This is a genomic window from Pedobacter sp. G11, from assembly GCF_003860265.1.
Lineage (GTDB): Bacteria > Bacteroidota > Bacteroidia > Sphingobacteriales > Sphingobacteriaceae > Pedobacter > Pedobacter agri.
The window spans coordinates 3,773,507-3,796,719 of the sequence record NZ_CP034190.1 but is presented as its reverse complement, the minus strand read 5'-3'; the positions used below and the strand labels follow the sequence as shown (position 1 = coordinate 3,796,719).

General features: G+C 37.6%; 22 protein-coding genes. 17 read left to right on the top strand and 5 right to left on the bottom strand.

The features are described 5' to 3' along the window. The first annotated feature begins 352 nt into the window (after positions 1-352). Complete coding sequence (locus EA772_RS16390) at positions 353-712, top strand: response regulator (RefSeq protein WP_246833970.1); 360 nt, start codon at positions 353-355, stop codon at positions 710-712. Between the two features lie 170 nt (positions 713-882). After that, positions 883-2,520: a glycosyltransferase family 39 protein gene (locus tag EA772_RS16385; RefSeq protein ID WP_168187586.1), complete on the top strand. Its 1,638-nt coding sequence runs from the start codon at positions 883-885 to the stop codon at positions 2,518-2,520. 123 nt (positions 2,521-2,643) lie between these two features. Here the strand turns inward: EA772_RS16385 and EA772_RS16380 are convergent, their stop codons facing one another. After that, the gene (locus tag EA772_RS16380) at positions 2,644-2,838 is read right to left on the bottom strand and encodes a cold-shock protein (protein WP_010602952.1); all 195 of its coding nucleotides are present in this window, start codon (positions 2,836-2,838) and stop codon (positions 2,644-2,646) included. A gap of 218 nt (positions 2,839-3,056) precedes the next feature. On the opposite strand from EA772_RS16380, the gene EA772_RS16375 reads away from it, so the two are divergent. Further along, a complete protein-coding gene (locus tag EA772_RS16375) occupies positions 3,057-3,326 on the top strand; it encodes a DUF3072 domain-containing protein (protein ID WP_010602951.1) in 270 nt (89 codons plus the stop codon). Between the two features lie 135 nt (positions 3,327-3,461). On the opposite strand, the gene EA772_RS16370 is transcribed toward EA772_RS16375, so the two are convergent. Continuing rightward, positions 3,462-4,160 carry an RNA polymerase sigma factor gene (locus EA772_RS16370; RefSeq protein ID WP_246833969.1) on the bottom strand — a complete coding sequence of 233 codons (699 nt, stop codon included), beginning with the start codon at positions 4,158-4,160 and terminating at the stop codon, positions 3,462-3,464. Between the two features lie 323 nt (positions 4,161-4,483). Here EA772_RS16370 and EA772_RS16365 point away from each other — a divergent pair, with 323 nt between their 5' ends. From EA772_RS16365 to EA772_RS16345, 5 genes are read left to right on the top strand one after another with little or no spacing between them, the layout of a single operon-like run. Beyond that, positions 4,484-5,578: a glycosyltransferase gene (locus tag EA772_RS16365; protein ID WP_124914149.1), complete on the top strand. Its 1,095-nt coding sequence runs from the start codon at positions 4,484-4,486 to the stop codon at positions 5,576-5,578. 13 nt (positions 5,579-5,591) lie between these two features. Continuing rightward, on the top strand, positions 5,592-6,614 hold the full coding sequence (locus EA772_RS16360) for a glycosyltransferase (protein ID WP_124914148.1): 1,023 nt from the start codon (positions 5,592-5,594) through the stop codon (positions 6,612-6,614). Further along, positions 6,611-7,675 carry a glycosyltransferase gene (locus tag EA772_RS16355; RefSeq protein ID WP_124914147.1) on the top strand — a complete coding sequence of 355 codons (1,065 nt, stop codon included), beginning with the start codon at positions 6,611-6,613 and terminating at the stop codon, positions 7,673-7,675. The genes EA772_RS16360 and EA772_RS16355 overlap by 4 nt, the downstream gene beginning before the upstream one ends. Beyond that, a complete protein-coding gene (locus EA772_RS16350; RefSeq protein WP_168187585.1) occupies positions 7,668-8,696 on the top strand; it encodes a glycosyltransferase in 1,029 nt (342 codons plus the stop codon). Before EA772_RS16355 ends, EA772_RS16350 begins: the two co-directional genes overlap by 8 nt. Beyond that, positions 8,689-9,522 (top strand): glycosyltransferase family 2 protein, encoded by an 834-nt coding sequence (locus tag EA772_RS16345; RefSeq protein ID WP_124914145.1) that lies wholly within the window; start codon positions 8,689-8,691, stop codon positions 9,520-9,522. Before EA772_RS16350 ends, EA772_RS16345 begins: the two co-directional genes overlap by 8 nt. 92 nt (positions 9,523-9,614) lie before the next feature. On the opposite strand, the gene EA772_RS22325 is transcribed toward EA772_RS16345, so the two are convergent. After that, the gene (locus EA772_RS22325; protein WP_246833968.1) at positions 9,615-10,577 is read right to left on the bottom strand and encodes a carboxypeptidase-like regulatory domain-containing protein; all 963 of its coding nucleotides are present in this window, start codon (positions 10,575-10,577) and stop codon (positions 9,615-9,617) included. 747 nt (positions 10,578-11,324) lie between these two features. On the opposite strand from EA772_RS22325, the gene EA772_RS16335 reads away from it, so the two are divergent. From EA772_RS16335 to EA772_RS16310, 6 genes are all read left to right on the top strand, one after another. Then, positions 11,325-12,869, top strand: a complete 1,545-nt coding sequence (locus tag EA772_RS16335) for a cryptochrome/photolyase family protein (protein ID WP_124914144.1) — start codon at positions 11,325-11,327, stop codon at positions 12,867-12,869. Positions 12,870-12,994: 125 nt separating this feature from the next. After that, on the top strand, positions 12,995-14,104 hold the full coding sequence (locus EA772_RS16330; RefSeq protein WP_124914143.1) for a Gfo/Idh/MocA family protein: 1,110 nt from the start codon (positions 12,995-12,997) through the stop codon (positions 14,102-14,104). 123 nt (positions 14,105-14,227) lie between these two features. Then, entirely contained in the window at positions 14,228-14,647 is a 420-nt protein-coding gene (locus EA772_RS16325; RefSeq protein WP_124914142.1) for a putative quinol monooxygenase, read from the top strand. A 777-nt stretch (positions 14,648-15,424) separates the two neighbouring features. Continuing rightward, positions 15,425-17,197 carry a mechanosensitive ion channel family protein gene (locus tag EA772_RS16320; protein WP_124914141.1) on the top strand — a complete coding sequence of 591 codons (1,773 nt, stop codon included), beginning with the start codon at positions 15,425-15,427 and terminating at the stop codon, positions 17,195-17,197. A 191-nt stretch (positions 17,198-17,388) separates the two neighbouring features. Then, positions 17,389-18,222, top strand: a complete 834-nt coding sequence (locus EA772_RS16315; protein ID WP_124914140.1) for an AraC family transcriptional regulator — start codon at positions 17,389-17,391, stop codon at positions 18,220-18,222. A 150-nt stretch (positions 18,223-18,372) separates the two neighbouring features. Next, complete coding sequence (locus EA772_RS16310; protein ID WP_124914139.1) at positions 18,373-19,164, top strand: SDR family oxidoreductase; 792 nt, start codon at positions 18,373-18,375, stop codon at positions 19,162-19,164. A gap of 313 nt (positions 19,165-19,477) precedes the next feature. Here EA772_RS16310 and EA772_RS16305 read toward each other — a convergent pair whose 3' ends face one another. Beyond that, positions 19,478-20,215, bottom strand: coding sequence for a DUF92 domain-containing protein (locus EA772_RS16305; RefSeq protein ID WP_124914138.1), 738 nt, complete (start codon positions 20,213-20,215; stop codon positions 19,478-19,480). 211 nt (positions 20,216-20,426) lie between these two features. Between EA772_RS16305 and EA772_RS16300 the strand changes: the two genes are divergently transcribed. Together EA772_RS16300 and EA772_RS16295 are read left to right on the top strand one after the other, a co-directional pair. Beyond that, on the top strand, positions 20,427-20,807 hold the full coding sequence (locus tag EA772_RS16300) for a nuclear transport factor 2 family protein (protein ID WP_124914137.1): 381 nt from the start codon (positions 20,427-20,429) through the stop codon (positions 20,805-20,807). Positions 20,808-21,170: 363 nt separating this feature from the next. Next, positions 21,171-21,614, top strand: a complete 444-nt coding sequence (locus tag EA772_RS16295; protein ID WP_124914136.1) for an SRPBCC family protein — start codon at positions 21,171-21,173, stop codon at positions 21,612-21,614. 557 nt (positions 21,615-22,171) lie between these two features. On the opposite strand, the gene EA772_RS16290 is transcribed toward EA772_RS16295, so the two are convergent. After that, positions 22,172-22,369: a hypothetical protein gene (locus EA772_RS16290; protein ID WP_029204463.1), complete on the bottom strand. Its 198-nt coding sequence runs from the start codon at positions 22,367-22,369 to the stop codon at positions 22,172-22,174. 528 nt (positions 22,370-22,897) lie between these two features. Here EA772_RS16290 and EA772_RS16285 point away from each other — a divergent pair. Beyond that, on the top strand, positions 22,898-23,128 hold the full coding sequence (locus tag EA772_RS16285; RefSeq protein WP_010602621.1) for a hypothetical protein: 231 nt from the start codon (positions 22,898-22,900) through the stop codon (positions 23,126-23,128). Positions 23,129-23,213: the final 85 nt, after the last annotated feature.

The window sequence follows — 23,213 nt, the reverse complement described above, 5'->3', positions numbered from 1 at the left end:
TTAACTTAAAATAGTATTACAGCCAAATTCAATGCCAGGTAGCCAAAAACTTTCTAATTCTTTATTAATGAGAAAAGACCTACTTTTTTGCTAATCATTTCTCAGTTGAATAAAGATGTTCGTCTTCAGCATTTAAGTTACCTGTGTTTAACACATAGCTGGGCGATTGGTTTAAATATTTGTTGATTAATCCGAATTACACGACAGGCTGAGCAACTAAATAGCTGCTTAAGATGACTGATTTATGCGAAATATATCAACGCTGCACACATTGAAAAAGATTAAATATGCAAATAAAATCAAAACTTTCCGGCCCGATTATGGCTTGTTTAATAACACACAAATGATAATTATGGCTAAGAGAATATTTTTATTGGAAGACGACGAGGGCATTAGACAGGTAATTGAGCTGATTCTAAATTTGGAGAATTACGAGGTAACCAGTTTCGAGAATGTAGAAAAATTCATGGCTGCAAATCCCTATGATGTTCCAGATCTGTTTATATTAGATGTAATGCTACCCGATGGCAACGGTATTGAAGTTTGTAAAGAGTTAAGTACTTTACAAAAAGACGTTCCGGTAGTGATGATGAGTGCCCATCTTACATCAGCAGATATTGCTTTATCTTGCTCGGAAGCATCATTCATTCCAAAACCCTTCGATCTTAATACTTTAATCAATACGGTAAAACGCCTCATGAAGGATGAATAAGCTAATGGTGACTACACTGATGCAAATGGAATTTGTAATTTGATGGAGCATATTGGTTTCTCAAATCAATTTAAGTTTATTTTTGTTAACCAATTGAAGATATCTATTCCGAAATACGCGATTAGATTTCAACATACAACACACATTTCATCAACATAACTCAGCTGCATTTGACAACAGGTATTCGCACAACTGAATTTGAATCAGAAGACAGGCAACAGCTTAATTTAATCATATTAGGTTTTGGATTGCTTAAATTCTTGATTCATCTTTTTACGTTAGAGGGCTACGGACTTCATGCTGATGAGCTCTATTATATCGAGCTGAGTCGGCATCTTTCCTGGGGTTATCTTGACATTTCGCCATTTGTTACCTGGATCTCATGGATATCGGAAATCCTTTTCGGAAATGCTACCTTCAGTTTTCGTGTTCTCCCCTGCCTCTTTTCTTCAGCAACAGTGATAGCAACAGGTTATATTACCAAACTTTTGGGCGGAAAAAGATTAGCCGTAATAATTGCTTGTTCCGCATTAATATGCTCCCCATCGTTTTTGGCAACCTCGTACCTGTTACAACCTGCAGTTTTTGATCAATTTTTCTGGACACTACTTATCCTTGCCGTTATTGCCTATCAGCAGCACAAAAAAACATCGTGGTTGTACTTAGCCGCTTTGGCGCTTGGAATTGGGATGCTCAATAAATATAGTATACTGTTATTGGCTGCATCAATTCTTTTGGCTATTCTGATAATTACACCAGCATCAATTGGTCGCCATGTAAAAAAGCTCTCGGGTCCGGTCTTGCTTTGTGTGTTCATCATTCTGCCAAATTTAATCTGGCAGTTTTTTCACGGCCTCCCTATTCTTCACTATACCGCTAGTGTAGGTAAAAATAATTTCGAAATCGATCTTTGGGATTACTTGTTGCAACTCTTTTTCTTTCACGGGGCAAGTGTAGCCATTTGGACTGCCGGATTAATATATTTGTGGTTTGAGCGGAAAGACCTCGAACAACTGAAATATTGGACCATCACATTTCTGATTGTTACCATTTCTCTCACTTTTTTAAAAGGAAAACTTTATTATGGGCTAGGTATTTTTCCGCTACTTTTTGCTGCAGGTGGCCACTGCTGGGCGCAAATGTTGACGAGAAAATCAATCTCCATGAATATTTTTTTTATCGGTATGATTTATTTTTTCGCATTGTTAAGCCTACCTATCGTGATTCCGATTTTTTCAGTCGAAACTTGCAGGGCATACAGTAGAAAAATGATTGCACTGACTGACTTTTCCAGGCCTTTACGTTATGAGGATGGTAGCCAAGGGGGTATTCCTCAGTTCTTTGCTGATATGACCGGCTGGCAAGAATTAACATCAAGGGTTAATAGCATAGCGAATACCCAAATTTCTGAAAATAAGAAGGGTATCTATATCCTTACCAACAATTACGCCATCGCCGGAGCGCTTAAATTTTATGGAAAACCGGGTATTCCGAAAGTTATCTCTCCTGATAATAGTTTTTTGTTGTACTCCCCTGATCAGCTTAACATGCGTACCATTATTTATCTTTCCAAAGATTCGCCCCAGATGGTGGATAGGCTGGCAAAAAACGTGAAACTTCTTGGCAAACTCAGCACAGAAAATTCTCACATTAACGGACTTTATATTTATAGACTGATTATCCCATCATTAGCTATGAAGCAAAAATATGTGATGGATCGGATCAAATTTTATCCCGATTACGGTAAAAAAATAAACCTTTTTCAGAATATATCATCCTCCGGTTCATCTTCATTTCTCACGAATTAAACATGCTTCTGCACTCGCCAGGATATGAAAATATACGCAGCAAAATAATAGCGCCCTGCCAGATTTTTTTTAAATTGATAAAGAATGCGGCAAGCAAACCTGCCGCATCCATCTAAAGCTTAATTAGTCAACTGCTATTCTAACATCAACTGCATTTACGCCTTTTTTGCCATCTTTAGTTTCAAAAGTTACTTCATCGCCTTCTTTAATGTTGTGTACCAAACCGGAAGCGTGAACAAAGATTTCCTCACCTGTACTTGACTTGATGAAACCAAAACCCTTAGTTTCATTAAAAAATTTTACTGTTCCTTTTTGCATTAGATTTTTTCTACTAAATAATATTTTACTGTAACCTGAAGATCAAACAAAATTCTCAATAGAGAAAATTTTATAATAAAAAAATATAATCCTACAATGCCTTTTTTCTATCCCGAAATTCCAAAAGTGCAAACACAGGTCAAATCAACTCTTAAAAAGAGTAAGGCTAAACAGGATTGATTTTGAACTGTTGGTATAGGAGAACAAAAACTAAGAAGATGATAGATAACAAAGATGACAAGACGCCACAGCAGCAACCATCGAGCTCAGCTGGCGAAAATGAACTGAAAGGCTCTAACACTGTAAAAAATCCGGATGATTGGACTACTGGCGATGAACCGATGACCGGTGCGCAGAGTTCTTATTTAAAAACATTATCTGATGAAGCCGGAGAACCTTTTGATGAGCATTTATCAAAAGCAGACGCTTCAAAAAGAATTGATGAATTACAGCATAAGACCGGGCGTGGTTTAGATACAGAAAAATAACCCTAATCTGGAATTGAGAACTTTTCAATTCCAGGTTTTTACGCCTTTTTCCGTTTTACTTCGAGCCATTCAAATACAACGCTCATTGAAATTCAACCTATATTATGGTCAGTAATGAGTTTTAGACCACCTTGTCTAGCATTTTCCAAATATGTTTCTCAACTTAATAATGGCTTGTCGTAAAGTTGTTTTTACGCTCCCTACAGGCATATCAAGTTTTTCGGCAATCTCCTCATGCGTATAGCCCTGGTAATATGCAAGATCCAAAACCAGCTTTTGCTTCGAGGATAACTGTTCTAAAAGTTTTTTTATTCCTATTACATCGGTATTCATCGAAAAAGTATGATTTTCGAGTTCCGTTCCAACATCTTCCAGTATCACATTTGCTTTATCCTGTCTGTATGACTTTTTACGTAAATGATCAAGTGCAGTGTTACGGGTAATATTAAGCATCCAGGTGAAAAGACGAGATTTTTTCTCATCATAAGTATGGAGTGATTTCCTGATTTTCAAAAAAACCTCCTGAAGCAAATCCTCAGCAGTTTCTTGTTGATTGACAATTTTCATGATTACTCCCATCAGGTTTGGTGCATACATTTTGTATAATTTATTAAAAGATGATAGATCATTTTTCAATAAATCATTTACAAATAAATGTTCTGCAGTAACAAGCGACGGGACATCGATTATTGTTCTGGTATTGGGCTTGGTTAGTATAAATGCAATCATAGAATTTTGATTCAAACCAATAACATCATCCGAATCAATAAGTTTACAATATTCCAGAAAGCTATCGCTTTGTGATGAAGGGCAGTACCATGCAAATGAATTCATCAATTAAAGACAGCTTGATAAATTGGTTTAAATATATAACAGCTGTGACTAAGGCAATTCCATCATCATAAACTCCTACAGGCTTATCGCTGTAATCCACTATAAAAACTTCTTAAAACTTTTGAGATTTTAGAAAGTTATAATAGACAAGTTAGTTGATGGCAATAAATGCTAACCAGTTTCTGAGCACAAGAATTGGAATAACTTACAATCTATTTCTAAAGCTTTAAATTCATGTATTATTCCAAAATTCTGCCTTTTGCCAGGCAAATATTATCTATGTCAGAAAAGATTTTTTTTAAAGCAATTGGAACAATTAATTTATGAGAATTTTACTTGTTTCAGGTCCCGGAATTTCACTTAAAGAACCCTTTGATAGCGGTATAGAAGCATTTATGGTTTCATTTGCTAACCAATTAATTAACGAAGGACATATTGTAGACATTATCGCCGCTGAAGCGGATGTCGATTCGAAATTTACGCTTATAAACCCGTTTATTGAATCAACTTCAGATACCCCAAATGCTCTCGAATGCATTAGAGAAGAACGACAGTTTAGAGCGATGCATATTGATCAATATGATCTCATCCATTACAATATGTTTTATCCGCATTTGTTAAGCGCAGGACTGAATTTTAATAAGCCATCATTTTTGACGCTACATTCACCAGCCGATGAAACCCGAGTGTCGACCTACAAGCAGTTGTCTAGCAATGGAAAATTGAAACTCGTTGCCATATCAGAACGAATTAAATCTCAATGGGATGAAGCATTAGGACAAGATATCCCATTGATCAATAACGGTATTAACATGGATATTTGGCCCGCAAAAAATTCAGCCAAGCGTGAATATTTACTTTGGTCAGCAAGAATTAATCAGAAGAAAAACGTAGCAGATGCCATCAAATTGGCAAAACATATGCAATTGCCGCTTAAAATTGCCGGCAGAATTGTCGATCAATCTTATTTCGACGATGAGGTTAGGCCTCATCTTGGCAATCAAATCAAATATGTTGGGCACCTGACACAATCCGAACTAAGTAGATTAAGTCATCGGGCATCCGCCTATCTTGCTACGGCTACCTGGCAAGAACCTTTTGGATTAGCTGCCCTTGAAATGTTGGCCAGTGGAATACCTGTTGTTGGTTATAATACAGCAGTTCCACCAAATTGGGCAAATGAAAGCGTCTTTACAACAGATTCATTGCGGTGGCAAGACCTTATAAGATTAGTAGAACAAAGTTATAGCATCAGTTCCGAAACATGTAGAAAATTTGCTTCCTCCATGAGTATCCAGCAGATGACTGTTGACTACATAAAATTATATCGCGAAGCACTTTCACAGGAAGCCAATGGCGACGAAATAGTCGGAAACCATTCGTTGCCGGTTTCGCTATCAAATCCTCAAACATTATAGCAACTTATAGTATATGAAGATTGCTGTGATAGCCAAAACCAGACTTCCGGTAGCTGAGCCATTTCGTGGAGGGCTTGAAGCTTTTACCCACGCTTTGTGTACAGAATACATCAGGCAAGGCCATACCATTACCGTATATGCCCATTCGGGGAGTGATCCAAAACTTCATATTAAAGGATTTTACGGTGATGAGCATCGGGAGAATAGATATTACGAAATCTATGAGCATGATGAATACCTTTCGATATTGAATGATATTGAAAAAAATGAATTTGATGTTGTTCATAACAACTCCACGCATGAGCTTCCTATTTTATGGGGTGTAAAGGCATCAATTCCAGTAATTACGACATTACATACTCCCCCTATTAGCAAATTAAAAGCGGCAATAAAGATCTGTTCCAGCGCTCAAAACCTTCATTTTGTTATGCCTTCAAAAACATTCGAGGCAACATGGCGGCCATACCTGAATAAGGATGCTAAGATTATTTATAACGGTGTGGATTTAGCTAAATGGCCTATGATTCGAAACCATCCGGAATATCTCTTCTGGTTCGGAAGAATTGTTCATGCTAAGGGGCTGGATATTGTACTTGATGCGGCACATGAAATCAATATGCCTTTAAAGTTTGCCGGACCACTTGATGATAAAGAGTACTTTGATGAACACATTACTCCGCGTATGAGTAAAAACGATACCTACCTTGGCCATTTAAACCAGTTAGATATACATGCAAACATGAGCGGCGCTGCCGTGGCAATTAGTGCTGTCCGCTGGGAAGAACCCTTTGGCCTCACCAACATCGAAGCGATGTCATCGGGCGTACCCATTGCTGGGTTTAACCGGGGGGCTTTTCCGGAATTAATAGATACAAACAGCGGAGTAGTTGCAGATCAAAAAAATGTGAAATCACTTGTCAAAGCAATAATGCATGCTATACCACTTGAAAGCAATAAGGTTCGATTACACGCCGAGAAGTTTTCTTTGACAACAATGGTTAAGGAATACATTAACTATTTCAAGGAACTGATATGAGAGTACTATTAGTTGCCGGACCATTTATTTCCCTTCGTGAACCTTTTAATGGTGGAACCGAAGCATTCATTGTTGCACATGCAAACCAACTGGTGCAAATGGGGCACACCGTTGATGTGATTGCAAAAGACACGGATGAAAGAAACCTCTTTAATGTAATTGAACTCCAGGAAAGCCCTTTAAGCATGAAAGATGACGCCTATCGTCCCTGTCCGGAGTGGCTTGGACAACAACACTATCAGAGTTTACAATTCGGAATGCTTGACGTAAATAATTATGACATCATCCACTACAATTCATTTATACCAGAGATTTATGCCGTTGGCGCCCTGCTTAACATCCCAAGCGTATTAACATTGCATTTGCCACCTACGGAAAAATTTGAACTGATGTACAAATTTTTCTTAAAACATGCACCCGCTTTGCCTATTGGCATTTCTAAACGAATGAGCAAAAGATGGGCATCACCATTAGGAAAAGATATAGACGTTATTTTGAATGGAATTGTGCTTCATCAATGGAAATTGAATCATCGAAATAATAATGGTTACCTTTTATGGAGCGGAAGAATCACCAAAGAAAAAAACGTTGAAGCCGCAATTCATTTGGCTAACCACCTAAAGCAGCCACTTAAAATCATTGGCCCTATATTCGATCAGGAGTATTTCAGTAGCCATGTTGAACCAATACTTAGCGAAAGGATTCAATACATTTCCCACGTCGATCAGCAGCAATTAAACGAGCTGGCCGGAGGTGCTTCAGCTTATCTGGCCACCGCCCTATGGGAAGAGCCTTTCGGCCTAAGCACGTTGGAAATGCTGGCGTCTGGCCTGCCGGTTGTGGGATTTTACACCGCAATCCCTCCTGAATTAAGGGATAAAAAAGTATCTATTGCAGTTGATTCAGATGACTGGCGTGACTTAATCAAGCCGTTAGAGAAAGCTATGCATGCTACTCCACAGACCTGCAGAAACTTCGCTCATTCATTTGACATGCAGAAAACTTCGGAGGCATATGCTGAGGTTTATCATCGTTTATCAAAAACACCATGTCATGAGTAAACCGGTGATATTCTATTTTGTACATGCACATGGCAATGGCCATCAGGCAACCTTTAGTATGCTGTACCCAGAATTGTCGGTCTTTTTTGAGGTCATTGCGATCACTACAAATACCAGTATCATCAACCGTTTAAAAAACACATACCAGGTACAAGTCATCGAATTGCCATCCAAGTATCCAGCAAACTACGAAATCCCCGAACATACCTTTTCAAAAGCTTTCGAAGTTACACCATACGTTCAGGAGGCTGCAGAGCGAGCCAAATCAATGGTTGATGCAATATTGCTGCATAAGCCGAAAGCATTTTACTGCGATGGCGTTCCTGAATTAGCAATTTTGGTCCGAGGAATGGGAGTACCAGTTGTTTTAGTTCACTTACCGGGAAATATCTCTAACGACCCAACCCAGGTATTTGCACATGAGCTAGCGGACCACATCATTGCTCATTTTCCTTTCATAATTGAACAATCCGACTATAAATATTCCACCAAAACTTTTTACAGTGGATATATGTCAAGGTACGATTGCAGCAAATTCAATCGAAACACCTCTGCAAATATTCATCAGGTTTCCATATTGTTAGGCTATGATAATTGGGATCAGGCTATAGTTAAAAAAATGACGCACGATCCGGATACCCGATTTACCATTATTGGGAACAAACAACGTTATGATCTTGAAAAAAATTGTAACCAGCTCGGAATGGTAAAAGATATCAGCCAAGCTATAAAAGGAGATCTTGTGATATCGGCAGCGGGGCAAAATACCGTCGCAGAACTATTATCAATGAATAAACGACTGATCCTGCTTCCCGAAGCCCGGCCGTATGAGGAGCAAGAGGTGCATGCTCGCATATTATCTGATCAGAAGATCGCCCTTTTAGGCGAGGAAAATTTTAACGCTGAGCAGTGGCAAACGCTGCTCCAACGAGCGAAAGCATTTACCCCAGCTGATAAAAATTTAGTAAACATTACTGCGGCGGCAGATGTAGCACAAAAAATGCAAGAATGGTATGGTTGAATTTAGTATTGTAACTATTGTAAAAGGAAGGAGAAAGCAATTGGCAAATCTCCTTGAATCTATCAGGTTGTCGGTTGTGCTTCCATTCGATGTTCAGGTGGTTTGCATGGATGACTTGGAAGAAATGCCTGTATCAAATGGTCTGAACATTAATTTTCATAGGATCAAACAAACGCATGAATTGCCATTGGCTGCCGCTAGAAATGTGGGGATGAATGCCACCAAGACCACCAACATCATATTTATTGATGTTGATTGTATTGTTTCGCCAACGCTGTTTTCAAATTTGCTGAAAGATTTAATGGCAAAAAATATCGTAACAGCCTACCCGCTTTATCTGCCCATACTTCCAGATTCAGGAAATTATACTGACCTGAAGTATCATGCTGTACCGCATCCAAACAGAGAAGCGATACCCAGCGGAGCGCCTGTTGGACATTTACATTTCTGGTCTTTAATATTTGCGATTCAAAAACCAACATTCGAAAATATCGGTGGTTTTGACGAATCCTTTACAGGTTATGGTGCAGAAGACACAGATTTCGCCATGATGTTTCATCAAGCTCACATTGACTTAATTTTCGTTCGCGATGATGTCCTTCACCAATACCACGACAAATACGATCCACCCTTAAATTATTTCGATTCGATTATTGAAAATGCAATCCGTTACCATCAAAAATGGAAAGTTTTGCCTATGCAGCGTTGGTTAAAAGCATTTGAAAAAATGGGCCTAATCAAAATTGACTCGGCCGATTGTATAACTGTGTTTCAAAAACCTTCCGCCAGGCAAATAAAAGATAGTCTTTCGCAGCATCCTTATTGAAAGATATAGCGTTTTCTATTCGATAAATTGAACTGACAAGTCACCCCAAAATTTATAAATTGTAAAAGTGGGATTGGTTATAACAAACATTTTTAAGGTTTGCTCATTTGCCATGCATCTGAGTTTGTTGTACGATATTTTTCTTCAGCGTCAATTTCAGCCATGTCAGAAATTTGCTGTTCGAGTTTATTGAAATTTAACAGGCGTAAAAGAAAAGCGCTCATCAACATCATCAAGGCAAACAACGCAAAAGATACTTCCCAGCTAAAAAAAGATTTCACAGGCGCAATCAGGGCAGCACCAACCATTGATCCTAATGCGCCGATGGTCATATAAAAGGTAAATTGACTCGCTGAAACCTTTTTCGAGCAGCACTGCATCGCAATTGCAAACACTCCGATTTTCGCAAAGGCGTTCACCCACCTGTAAATGATGATAAAGCTGTACAGAAACGGAACATTAGTCCAGTATTTACTCAGAAAAACGAGCAATAATGTTTCAAAGAAAATGAATAGCGGTTGCGCATTCCCATTAATGGTATTTTGACCCCGGATTTGTATATAACCACCCGAACCCGGATCGCCACCATTTCTGGTAATTAAAACTCCTGAAACTTTACTGCTGATACCTGTTAATAAACTGGTTTCACCAGAACTGGCAATAGCTGCGCCTTTCACCGTAGAAACGGAGGAGCCAAACTTATCCCGCTGGGTTTCAACCCCAATGGCATTGATAATAACTTCTGATAGTTGTCTGGAATCGGCTTTCAGCAATACATTAATTGATGTTTTGCTTCCGATAGGTTCTTTGTACGCTATCATACCAACTGCAGAAAACAAAATAAAAGCTGCATTATCAGTTACAGCTATTTCATAATATCCATTTTTATCTGTTGTTGTTGCTTTTGTTGTTCCTGCTATACTTACTGTAACGCCGGGAAGAACGAGGTTTGTTTCTGCCTCTTTCACCGTTCCGGAAATGATTCTGTTTTGAGCGATTACAGGACAGGAATAAATAGATAGCAGGAAAGCTATATAAAGTAGCGCTTTAGTCATAAATGAATTTAAAATGATAGGGATATTGTTTGCACATCGGGAATACCAATGCGAATTACCAGGATAAATACAACGATTTATTTACTAATAAATTTAGTTAATACGTCATTTAGATCATGTAAATCGAACAAACTTAGCATTTAAAGATTATATTAATAATAGCGCATATCATATATCCTACTCCTATTAGTTCTAAAATTCTCTTACAGATGAAAATAAATCATCATTGTATTTTGATTTTAAAAGATAAGACAGAAACAATCATAGCTTCTAATTAGACTGCGGCAAACATTTAAGTATTTATGGCAAAAAAGTACGAATCAGTATGATTTGAATTTTACTGTAAACAGTTATGATAAGCAAACATAATTGTTACAGTTCATAGTATAGATTTGAATGGATTTTTTTCGTGATATCTTCAAACGACAATAATCTTTGTTGAAGAAAATCAAATCATAGTCAATACCTTCCGATAGCCTAATCTGAGCGAAAAACGAGATCGATCTCTACTCTGGTTGAATAGATTGTTAAATCCCTTTCACTTCTTTCTGATTATGTTCTGAAAGCGATCATCATGACAAAAACTTTTACCTTTTTATAAAGTTTTATTGCAGGATTGTAATTCGTTGGCAGGCAATTTTAAGTCATATAGTTATAACCTCATGTTCTGCTCGTTACCTGAACGAATGAGCGTATCATTTATACAACAAATTCCTGATGAGGAGTATTACATTTTAGTCGATAGTTATGCAGCATAAATACAAAACACTCCGATTGATACTGGGTGACCAACTTAATCTCCTACATTCCTGGTATAACGAACGGGATTCAACAGTGCTGTATGTAATTATGGAGTTACGTACCGAAACCGATTATGTATGGCATCATATCCAAAAAATTTGTGCGTTTTTCGCAGCAATGGAAAATTTCGCCGATCTGCTTAAATCTGAAGGTCATGAGGTATTATATCTTAAACTTGATGATCCCTCCAACAGGCAAAACTTTGAAGATAACAGCGAAGACCTGATAAAGAAATATAATATACAAAAGTTTGAATATCAGCTCCCAGATGAATTTAGGCTGGATAAAGATCTCAAAACATTTTGTAACAAATTGCCAATAGCAACGCAAGCTTATGATACCGAGCACTTCTATACAGACCGGGAGGAATTAGGAAGTTTTTTCTCTGGAAAAAAGGGATTATTAATGGAAAATTTCTACCGGGAAATGCGAAAGAAACACAACATACTTATGCATGGTGAAAAACCAGTGGGAGGAAAATGGAATTTTGATGAGGAGAATAGAAGCAAATTACCTAAAAAGCACAAGCCCAATGCGCCAATATTGTTTGATAATAATGTTCAGCAACAATACAATCGAATTATAGAAGCAAAAATTAAAACGATAGGCACCATTAATCCTGCACACTTTTTTTGGCCGATTGACCGCCAGCAAGCAATTGAAATGTTAAATTATTTCACCAAATCTTGCCTCCCATTGTTTGGTACCTTTCAGGATGCGATGCATACTGACGAATGGGCCATATATCATTCCAGGTTATCTTTTGCAATGAACACTAAAATGCTTTCCCCAAAAGAAGTCGTAAACGCTGCTATCGACAGTTGGGAAAAATCTGAAAAACACATCACCATTAACCAGCTGGAAGGATTTATCAGGCAGATTATTGGATGGCGTGAATACATGCGTGGAATCTACTGGCTAAAAATGCCGGATTTTGAAAAGATGAATTATTTTAACCATCAAAGAAAATTACCAGGTTGGTATTGGACGGGAAATACAAAAATGAATTGCCTCAAGCATAGCATCAAACAATCATTGGACTATGCCTATGCTCATCATATACAGCGACTGATGATTACCGGGAATTTTGCACTTCTTGCTGGCATCAACCCTGATGAAGTAGACTTTTGGTATCTCGGAATTTATATTGATGCTATTCAATGGGTGGAAATAACCAATACCAGGGGCATGAGCCAGTACGCAGATGGTGGTATTACTGGATCTAAACCCTATACTGCCAGTGCCAACTATATCCATAAACAAAGTAACTACTGCGAAAGATGCCATTACGACCGAAAGGAAAAAACCGGCGACAATGCTTGCCCGTTCAATAGCCTTTACTGGAATTTTCATGATCTTCATCGCGATAAACTGAGCTTAAATTTTCGCTTGTCTGGTGTGTATCGTATATGGGATAAAAAGTCATCTGAAGAAAGAGAAGCCATCTTGAATCAAGCGGGCTATTACCTTGATCATCTGGAAGAATTGTAGATATTTTTAATTATGATCTACATTTAAGATCAGCTCACTCCGTTACTGATTTTACAAAAAAAGAAATTCGCTCAACCTGCACAACTTAAAATACATAAAGGTAAATTGCAATAAAACCCACATACATGAATCAAAATTTCTTCCCAACAATTCATTCGCTCGCTATAAGTCTAATCTTAATACTATGTTGCACCACGGTACATGCTCAGAAAAAACTGAATGTGGTGGTGGCCGGCCTAAACCATGACCATGTTTATCAAATAATGAACAGTTATGAAAAAGGCGAGGTAAATATTGTAGGCATTTCAGAAAGCGATGCTAATTTAATTATGCGTTTCAAAAAGCGCTATAACTTTCCCGACTCATTGTTCAACCAGAATTTATCCTTGCTCTTAAAAGCAAAGAAACCGGAGGTAGTATTGGCATACAATGCTATTAATGATCACCTCGCTGTCGTTGAGGCCGCTGCACCCTTGGGAATCTCTGTTATGGTAGAGAAGCCATTGGCTACAACTGTTAAGCAAGCCGAACGCATGGCACAACTTGCCAGGCAATACCAGATTCACCTACTAACCAACTACGAAACTACATGGTATGCAAGTAATCAGGAGGCGTATCGCAAAACAAAAGCCAATAATGAAATTGGAAAAATCAGAAAGATGTTGGTTCATGATGGACACCAGGGGCCAAAAGAAATAAACGTAAGTTCCGAATTTTTAAACTGGTTGACCGACCCAGTTAAAAATGGTGGTGGTGCAATTGTAGATTTTGGTTGTTACGGCGCTAATTTGATGACCTGGTTAATGGATGGCAAAGCGCCAGTAGCTGTTACCGCCATTACCCGACAATTAAAAAAAGATGTATATCCGAATGTAGATGACGATGCAACCATTCTACTGGAATATCCTGAAGCTACCGGAATCATCGAAGCTTCCTGGAACTGGCCTTTTTCGATTAAAGACTTGGAAATTTTTGGTCAAACTGGTTATATCCAGGCGGTCAATCCAACCTTACTGCGAGTAAAAGAAAAAGAAGGTGCAACTTATAAAGAAACCACTGCAGCCACACTTTCCAGAAACATCAGTAGTCCGCTAAATTATTTATCAGCATTATTGCGAAATGAAATTCATCCTGAGCAGGATCTGACTGGTTTGGAAAACAACCTTATTGTAGTGAAGATCCTCGAAGCTGCTAGAATTTCTGCCAAAACTGGCCGGCGTGTGCTAATTAAATAAGCCTTTGAAAGCTTAATTCGTTACTTAGATGAAAATGCGGAACAAGCCTAATTCAGGAACAATCATATTCAGTACTATTCAGTCTTAAAATCATGATCGCAAAAAAATAAATACATACCCATAATGAAGAAATCTAAAAATAAAATCTATCAAATCGTTTATCTGTTTGCGCTAACGTTTTTCGCCACAATCATCCCTGGAGTTGCTCTAGCCCAACAGGATGCCAGAAAATTTAGAATTGCGAAAATAGAAGTATATCCAGAATACCTGGAACAATATAAATCAGCATTGGCTGAACACGCGAAAGCCGCCGTATCTTTGGAACCTGGTGTTATCGCACTGCAAGCGGTATATGACAAATCAGATTCACTAAAAGTTACTGTATTTGAAGTATATGCCAGCGAAAAAGCCTACTCGCAACATTTGCAAGCCAAACATTTCCTGAAGTACAAAAATGGCACAATAAAAATGGTTAAAAAACTAGAGCTGATTGAGGTTGCCCCGATCGCTATTGAATTGAAAAATCTCCTTTCCAATCATTAATAACGATCATTAGGAGTTAATTACATCAACTATGAGAAACAAATTGACATTGATACTTCAATAAACACCTCTTTTTAACTTCCGAGAGATAGCGATCAGACCATCAGGCATCTCTTCGTTATTAAACGAAAAAAAAGCCCGCAAACATTTCGTTGGTCAGTCGGTTTATAAACTGATGAATAACAAAATTGTCCTTGCACTGCTCATATTGATCTCCATACTTATTTTTCTAATACTGGGTATAAATTACTTTTCTCTATATCAGTTACTTCCGATATTCATATTTTATTTTTTTCAGGTAAAGGTGTTTAGCAAAGTGAAGGGAACTACCAATTTCGTCTTTTATCTATTGGCTATTATATCACTCGTTTTGTTTCCACTATTGGCAATTGTCAGTTGGTATTTTGACATCAACCAGTTGGCTTCACGATCTTCAACAAGTGCCTTACTTTTTGTTTGGCTACCAATATATGCAACAATACCTGGCCTTCTGATTTGTTTGATCGCCTGGATGATTAAAACAAGGCGTTGATATTTTAAAGCTGATGGTGTGCGGCACTATTGAGCAACCTAAAAACTTCAGAAATGATGCGCTGGCAACAAACTTCCCTATCCCCGATATGTTGATAGGTAATTAAGGTTACACCAGTTATGATGCAGAATACAATTGCCCCGAACCGTTCTGGTTGTTCACTAAAAATATACGGTCAGAAGTTGGTACAGTAAAGTTAAATTTAATAGCTTTCCCAGTCCAAGTCAGAAAAAGAAAATTTAAAAATGCGTATCATTATCAAACAAATAATTTTTGCCTGCAGCTTTCTACTCACTGGAAATTATCTTTCAGCACAGCAAACCGATTCTGTGACCAGTGAAAATTTATCGATTAATGAGGTAAAATTAATTAAAGATCAACAGCAGAAACAAATTGATTCACTGGTAAAGATCCAGCTGGAAGCACAATTGCGTGATGCCATTGGCGACAAATCGAAAACCCGTGAACTGGAAGCAAAACTTCGCGAAATTGCCGTTAATGACTCGTTAAGAAGCATTCAACAAGCAGCCGAAATAAAAACGTTAAAGGTTGATGCGAAAGCATATCCAGTCATTTTAAATCACGATACACTCTTTAATATTTTTACCAGAACGGGCTCTTTCAGTGCTCGCGAAAGGGCATTGGCCATCACAAAAAAAATTAATAGCCTGTACGACGATGCATTTTATTCTCCAGACTCGTTGAAAATAAAGTCGGCGACGGATAATTTCGACATCATTTATAAAAACCAGGAAATTATAATGACCGTTTCTAATCTGGACGGGCTTTGGTTTGGAAAGACAAATGCAGACCTGGCTCAAAGTTATTTACAAACCATTAAACAGACCGTTCAAAGAGAGCGTGAATCACATAGTTTAACCAATTGGGCGAAACGCATCGGTCTGGCGGTTTTGATTCTTCTGTTATTAATCTTCATGGTAGCACTGATTAACTGGGCTTTCAGGCAAAGTAAAAAGTACATCATGTATCGTACACAAAAAATTAAAGCTGGTTTAAAACTTGGAACCGTGAAAGTTATCCCTGCACAGGATTTGGCGTTGATATTTTTAAAAATAAATAGCGCTTTACGGCTTATCGTCACTTTACTTCTGATCTACCTATCTTTACCTTTACTTTTCAGTGTATTTCCTGAAACAGAAAGCTGGACCAGCACCCTTCTGAACTGGATTTTAGGCCCACTTAAAGTGGCATTAAATGGAATTGTGGCGTATCTGCCGAACCTTTTTACGATCCTTGTGATTTACCTGATTTTCAAATTCTCACTCAAAGCAGTAAGATATTTTTTTAAAGAAGTTAAGCGGGGAAATATTCAAATCAACGGCTTCCACCCTGAATGGTCGGTACCGACATTTAATATCATCAGGTTTATTCTTTACGCTTTTATGCTGGTGATTGTGTTTCCTTATCTGCCAGGTTCAGGATCTGCTGCATTTCAAGGTGTTTCGGTTTTTCTGGGGATTTTGATTTCCCTTGGATCATCAAGTGCGATCACAAATATTGTAGCTGGCTTGGTAATTACCTACATGAGGCCTTTTCGTATTGGCGATAGGGTAAAAATTGGTGAAGTAACCGGTGATATTATCGAAAAAACAATGTTGGTTACCCGAATCAGAACGATAAAAAATGAAGACGTTACTGTACCTAATTCCATGGTGCTTTCCAGCAGCACTGTAAATTATTCTAGCCAGGCGAAAACGAGTGGATTAATTGTTCACTACGAGGTAACGTTAGGCTACGATGTGCCTTGGAAAAAAGCTTATGAGATCCTTATCTCAGCAGCGCTCAAATCCGATTTTATCCTGCAAGAACCCCGACCTTTTGTGCTACAAACTCGTTTGAATGATTTTTATGTATCTTACCAAATTAATGCTTACACCGACCAGGCAGGCAAACAAGCGCTAATTTACAGTAGCCTGCTCGAACATATTCAAGACGAGCTTAATGCAGCAGGCATAGAAATGTTATCGCCAAGTTATAACGTAATAAGGAAGGAATAATGGCAATTCCTTTTGAAAAAGGCATTCCTGATAGATCAGAAAACAACTAAGATGAAATTGATGTAAAAAGTGTGATTGGCTTTCAGCAGATTTTTCACTTAATTTTGATTGAAATGAATTGCAAAAGAAAAGAAATAGCTTGGTAGATATATATATATCATTTTAAACCCAAAACTTTATATTTAAGAAACATGAGGGAAAAAGAAATGCTACCTGTACATGTTCTTCCAAATACCCCTTTTATGGTATCAGAAAAAAAGGTGGCATTTGGTCAGCATTTTCTTCATCACCGCATTCATTTTTATGCGATCATCTGGTTTACTGAAGATCAGGATATACACTATATCGACTTCGAACCTTTCCCAATAAAAAAAAACACCGTATTTCTCATAGCAAAAAATCAGGTACATGCTATTCCATCGCAAAGCCTGCCAAATGCAAGAGTAGTCGTTTTTTCCGAAGAATTTTTTCACGCGATAACGGAAACGGCAATCAACCAACTTTTTCTGCCTTTCGAAAATAAGGGAATAGCAATTCCAAAAGACAAGCTAACTGAACTGAAGCAATTATTTTTCCTGCTGCAAGCTGAATTTCAGGGAGAATGTGACATGAAACTACTGAAAATGTATACCAAAGCTTTTCTCCTAATCCTTCATAGATTCACTAACGCACTACCCCTCAGCTTCTCCCATAAAGACGAAAGAATAATTCGTTTACTGCAACTGATAGAATCAAATTTCAAGACACAACAGCCAGTCACATTTTATGCCGCTCAAGTTGGATTGTCACCAAAAAGGATGAATGAGATACTGAAAGAAAGTCTTGGGTTTACCCTGAATCAACTTTGTAATCAATTGCTGTTGCTGGAAAGCAAACGATCGCTACAGGATGTGGGGCAGTCCGTCAAACAAATCGCATATCAGCTTGGATTCTCTGACCAGTCTTATTTTTCAAGATACTTCCGTAAAAACACCAATATGAGTCCTGAACAATTCAGGGAAAGTACAACCCGAGGTGCCTTGTAGCAAGAGATTGCACAAATGTTCAAATTATACCAATAAAACTCCTGAAAGTGCTAATCTTAGCGCCTCACTTTCTTCAACTTTGTGAATTAAGGATTGTTTAATATCCTAAAACAGGAGAATGCTTTGGCACATTCCCTAAAGTATAATCATATGGAAAAATTAAAGAATAAAGTTATCATCATTACCGGTGCAGCAATGGGTCTCGGACTCGCAAGTGCTTTGGAAGCAGCAAAAAATGGCGCCTTATTATCTCTGATAGATTTTAACCAAGAATCATTAGAAAAAGCAAAAAATGAAATTAAGTCCAGCTATCCAGACATTCAGATTCTAACCACCGTCGCCGATGTTTCAAATGAGGAATCGGTTAAAGGTTTTGTAGAAGATACGGTTAAGGCATTTGGCCGTATTGATGGTTTTTATAATAATGCCGGCATTGAGGGAAGGCAAGCACCTTTGGTTGATTATGACCTGGATGTATTTAAAAAAGTTGTTGATATCAATTTAATGGGTGTTTATTTCGGATTGAAGTATATTATTCCTGTGATGCAAAAACAAGAATATGGCCGCATTGTAAATGTTGCATCGGTGGGCGGAATAAGAGGTGTAATGAATCAGACACCTTATGTTGCCACCAAACATGCAGTCGCCGGCATCACCAAAACAACAGCATTGGAGTATGGAAAATTTGGTATCCTGGCAAATGCTATTGCGCCGGGAGCAATCCTAACCCCGATGGTAGCAGAAGCTTTCAAACAAGTTAACCCGGGTAACCCACAGGCAGCCGAAGATGAATACGCGAAAGCCAATCCAACAAAAAGACTTGGCCGACCAGAAGAAGTTGCAAAGCTTGTTATCTTCCTGCTTAGCGAAGATTGCAGTTACGTTAACGGACAGGTAATCGCCATTGATGGTGGTCAGTCAAATTCCTATGGAAATGTTTAATCATTAAGCGATCAATCATTTATAGTCAGAATAATTTTTCGGCGTATGTTATTCTCACAGTTTTGATTGATGATCACCATAATTTATGTCAACCCCATTCTAAATCTCAAGATTTGAATGGGGTTAGGTATTCAAACACCTTTGCAAATCATACTTGATCCTAATCTACAAAGGAAAATTTTGTAATAGATGAACGAGGATAATCCACGGGCTCAACATCGCCGAATCAACAAGAATTTATCCAATTGATGTTAAAATTGGGTGACGCGAAGCCTAAATCTTTACTTGAAACATGAAGACAAGAAAGGGTATATTAAATTAATGCTCCCAAAAGCAGTGCAATTATCCCCGCTGATAAGGTGCTGAAAAAGTTTACTGCATCGTTGCCTATTAATCCTCTTCGTTCAAAATAAGCACCTAAAAATGAATCTGTTAGGTTACCAAATGTTCCGGCAAGCACAATCCAAAAAAAGCCCAGTTGAAAGCCGTAGCCTATTGCATGCACCAATGCAATCAGGCAACAGCCAATAAAACCTATTACCGAACCCTCCATACTGATCACCCCATCCCTGCCGCACTCATCCGTTTTCAGCGTTTTCACATTGATACATTTGATCCCGTAAAGTATTCCAAGCTCAGATGATAATGTATCGGCGGTGGCAGAAGCGAAGGCAGCCGCCATCACCAGCAAAAATAGATTTGTGAGCTGAGGGAAAACAAAAATTGACAGACCGGCCAAAGCTGAAACACCTGCATTGGCCAAAACCTGAGAAGCTTTTCTACCGGTTTTATTTCCATGGTTATCGGAAAATTTATTTTTACGGTCTTGTTTCCAGGAAGTGGCGAGGGAGCCCATCAGAAAAAAGGCAGTCATCATTGCTACCCCAGTTAGCCCGGCAGCCATAAATATGGTGATAGCGATTACCACTCCAGTACAAGCAGCAGGCACAGTTAGTTTTTTTGCCAGAATACTATAAGCCATACCACATATAATGATAATTAGCAATAGCGTAATTTCAACTGCGCTGCCCATAAAAATATTAGCATTCATTCCTCAAATCTAGGTTTTTCAACGTTGGCATAAGATTAAATCATCTGATATCCAAAAACATTCTCTTCAACAATTATAGGGGCGAGAATTCTCGAATTGGAAATATAATGACTGGCGATCATTTCATTATCATTCAGCATATTTATTTCTTAATTTCACAACACTAGAATAGCGAGCGGATTATAATTGGTAAACATTTAATTTTTCAATAATGAATAATATTTTGATCACAAAAAACAACATCCTAGCCCATGAAGAGCAACTTTATGGTGCAATGAAAAATGGTAATATCAATGTTTTAGATGAACTTCTGCACAATGATCTATTATTTATTGTTCCCAGTGGTGATGTAATCACTAAAAAGATTGATCTCGATACCTATCGTGAAGGAAAATTAAAAATTATTGAACTTTTCCCGAAGATCGAAAATTTAAATATAATCAGTGACACAGCGGTAGTAACCGTAGTTATGGAGATAAAAGGAGAATATGAAGGAGGAAAATTTGAGGCAAAATATCGTTACATCAGATTCTGGAAACAGTTTGACGATGGTGTAAAAGTGATAGGCGGAAGTGGAATAGCCATTGATTAACTCAAAAACCCGGAAGGAAAAGTCTTTTAGATTTTGAGTTTTTAAAGTTTATAAATGTTGACATAGAACGATTGATGGGCAATGGCATATCTTCATATGAAACATATCCCTGATTAAATGCTTATTCCGCAATTAATCCTGAACAGCTTCTTAAAAAATTCTTTGTCAAATCGAATGTTCGTTTTGTAAAAACTGTAAACCGGGTTAATGAATATTAGTTATTCTCAGCGGAGCTAATTTGGTGGAATAAGCTTTGAACAAAATGTTAAGCATCGAGGGATCAAACAATTTATCAATTGATTATCAGGGAAAAAGGGAACATTTTAATATTAATGCTGTTGTATATATAAATCCCTATCAATTATGAAAAATGAACCTATTACCATAACGAAGAATTTTAAGGTTAGTGCCGCTGAACTTTTTAAGGCCTGGACAGAAGAGTCTGCATTGAAATCGTGGTGGAAACCCGCCGGCCGAACTTTAACTATGCTAGAGAATGAAATTGAAGACGGTGGCAAAATACTTTACAAATTTGGAGACGAGTCGCAGGAAGGACAACTTACCATAGAAGGTGAATATCAGAGTGCTTTGCCTGAAGAAAAACTAGTATATAGTTGGAATTGGATTATGGATGACCAGGCCCTGGAGAATGGAAATTATCTTTTAACCGTAGAATTCAAAGATGCGGAGGATGGGTCTCAGCTCATTGTCACACAGGAAAATCAAAGCGAGCAGGAAGGAATACATCCCCATGAGGAAGGCTGGGAAGATGCACTAAGTTCTCTTAAAAATTACCTGGAAGATTAGACCACAAAATCTCATCTGATGAATCCGAGAAAGGCTGATCTCAAAGCGTGAAGATGACACGAAAAGAAACACAGTTGTTCTTAAAGCACTTCCAAAATAAAAAATCACTGTTTTTTAAGGAACGATGATACTAAGTAAGTGTCGTATTGCATTTGCCAGGATTTATGATATAATCCACAACATAAAAAACCCCTCTAAATTAATATTTAAAGGGGTTTGATACAATCTGTATTGGTTGCTTTCAGCATCCGCAATAGCTGCGTAAAAAAGGAAATTGTCCTATTTGGCTTCCTGAAGAATTAAAAGAATTTAATCAATGAAACTTTTTCGTTTTTGAGCTTAATCCAGGAAAAACTTTGGTTCTATTTCAGATTTGGTAACAAGATACATGATCGTTAAATGATAAATTTTCATCGAAACTGGATACCTGTCAATACCTATTTACTTAATAAAACTAAAGAAATCTATCTGATGGCAAAGCATTGAAAGACTTGTATTTAACCCTAAAAAAAAGGTTTCTGCTTTCAACAGAAACCTTTTGGAATACGTTATGAAAATTACATCTTACTCATGGTGTCTTTCATTGTCGTATCAGTCATCATGGTATCTTTGGACATCGTATCTTGCATCATGGTATCAGTCGATGTAGAATCCATGCTGGTTGAATCAGCACCATCGGCTTTTTTTTCTGAACAAGAAACTATTGATAAAGATAATGCGAAGGCCAGGAAGCCTAATTTGAATAAATTTTTCATGTGGTTTTGTTTTGAGGTTAACATTGTTTGCCTTTTATACCACGAAATTTATTAAGGTAACCTACTAAAAGATAGTAATTTAGTTAATATTCCCGCAGGTGGTAAGATATATTAAAACCATTATCTATTCCCTTAGGTCAACAAATCGTTGACTTACGATTCTGGATGTAATCCTGCAAATAGTTGAAGTTAAAAATAATACCATTTATTAATTTATGCCTGGCTGAGATATGGTGACTTTAATTGCAAGAGCGATACACAGACTTGCGTTTGTTGAATGATAAAGCCTTACATTCAATTTATTAAACTTTTTATATGACACAAAAGGGCTATATAGCATCCAGGCCGCAACGATTAGTTTTGATTACTTAATCTTTCCGGGGCGATAGATTGATAAAGCGCTCTGCAGTTAGATGGCAGAGCGCTTGACAAATTAGATTTAAAATATTGAATGCCCTGCTAATGTGGGGCTTTTTTATGGGCAAAACTTTTCTTTCGATTACTAAAATTATTAGCAATATTTGCTTTATGAATATTAAAGCAGCAACAGAAAAGAAAGAAATCAAAATTGGTCCAGACTTGATTACCATCGAACCCGTTAAAGGCGATAAAAACCTTTTTAGAATATGGGTTAACAATGCTTTTAAAGGTTATGTAATCAGGAAGGGTGAGGAATATTCAATGACTGGAGAGAATAAAATACACACCTTGATTTACGCTAGAATTATCGATTGTATCAAAAACGGCTTATGTGCTTAGCATCAATATCTATTATTGGTGCATTTCCGGATGGTGATAAAAAAGTAAGTATTCCTCACCTAATGGTTGTGGAGATAGAACCTAT

Coding starts and splice junctions, on each gene's coding strand:
- EA772_RS16390 (WP_246833970.1), top strand. CDS start 353: ATGGCTAAGAGAATATTTTTATTGGAAGACGACGAGGGCATTAGACAG.
- EA772_RS16380 (WP_010602952.1), bottom strand. CDS start 2,838: ATGCAAAAAGGAACAGTAAAATTTTTTAATGAAACTAAGGGTTTTGGT.
- EA772_RS16375 (WP_010602951.1), top strand. CDS start 3,057: ATGATAGATAACAAAGATGACAAGACGCCACAGCAGCAACCATCGAGC.
- EA772_RS16370 (WP_246833969.1), bottom strand. CDS start 4,160: ATGAATTCATTTGCATGGTACTGCCCTTCATCACAAAGCGATAGCTTT.
- EA772_RS16365 (WP_124914149.1), top strand. CDS start 4,484: ATGAGAATTTTACTTGTTTCAGGTCCCGGAATTTCACTTAAAGAACCC.
- EA772_RS16360 (WP_124914148.1), top strand. CDS start 5,592: ATGAAGATTGCTGTGATAGCCAAAACCAGACTTCCGGTAGCTGAGCCA.
- EA772_RS16355 (WP_124914147.1), top strand. CDS start 6,611: ATGAGAGTACTATTAGTTGCCGGACCATTTATTTCCCTTCGTGAACCT.
- EA772_RS16350 (WP_168187585.1), top strand. CDS start 7,668: ATGAGTAAACCGGTGATATTCTATTTTGTACATGCACATGGCAATGGC.
- EA772_RS16345 (WP_124914145.1), top strand. CDS start 8,689: ATGGTTGAATTTAGTATTGTAACTATTGTAAAAGGAAGGAGAAAGCAA.
- EA772_RS22325 (WP_246833968.1), bottom strand. CDS start 10,577: ATGACTAAAGCGCTACTTTATATAGCTTTCCTGCTATCTATTTATTCC.
- EA772_RS16335 (WP_124914144.1), top strand. CDS start 11,325: ATGCAGCATAAATACAAAACACTCCGATTGATACTGGGTGACCAACTT.
- EA772_RS16330 (WP_124914143.1), top strand. CDS start 12,995: ATGAATCAAAATTTCTTCCCAACAATTCATTCGCTCGCTATAAGTCTA.
- EA772_RS16325 (WP_124914142.1), top strand. CDS start 14,228: ATGAAGAAATCTAAAAATAAAATCTATCAAATCGTTTATCTGTTTGCG.
- EA772_RS16320 (WP_124914141.1), top strand. CDS start 15,425: ATGCGTATCATTATCAAACAAATAATTTTTGCCTGCAGCTTTCTACTC.
- EA772_RS16315 (WP_124914140.1), top strand. CDS start 17,389: ATGAGGGAAAAAGAAATGCTACCTGTACATGTTCTTCCAAATACCCCT.
- EA772_RS16310 (WP_124914139.1), top strand. CDS start 18,373: ATGGAAAAATTAAAGAATAAAGTTATCATCATTACCGGTGCAGCAATG.
- EA772_RS16305 (WP_124914138.1), bottom strand. CDS start 20,215: ATGAATGCTAATATTTTTATGGGCAGCGCAGTTGAAATTACGCTATTG.
- EA772_RS16300 (WP_124914137.1), top strand. CDS start 20,427: ATGAATAATATTTTGATCACAAAAAACAACATCCTAGCCCATGAAGAG.
- EA772_RS16295 (WP_124914136.1), top strand. CDS start 21,171: ATGAAAAATGAACCTATTACCATAACGAAGAATTTTAAGGTTAGTGCC.
- EA772_RS16290 (WP_029204463.1), bottom strand. CDS start 22,369: ATGAAAAATTTATTCAAATTAGGCTTCCTGGCCTTCGCATTATCTTTA.
- EA772_RS16285 (WP_010602621.1), top strand. CDS start 22,898: ATGAATATTAAAGCAGCAACAGAAAAGAAAGAAATCAAAATTGGTCCA.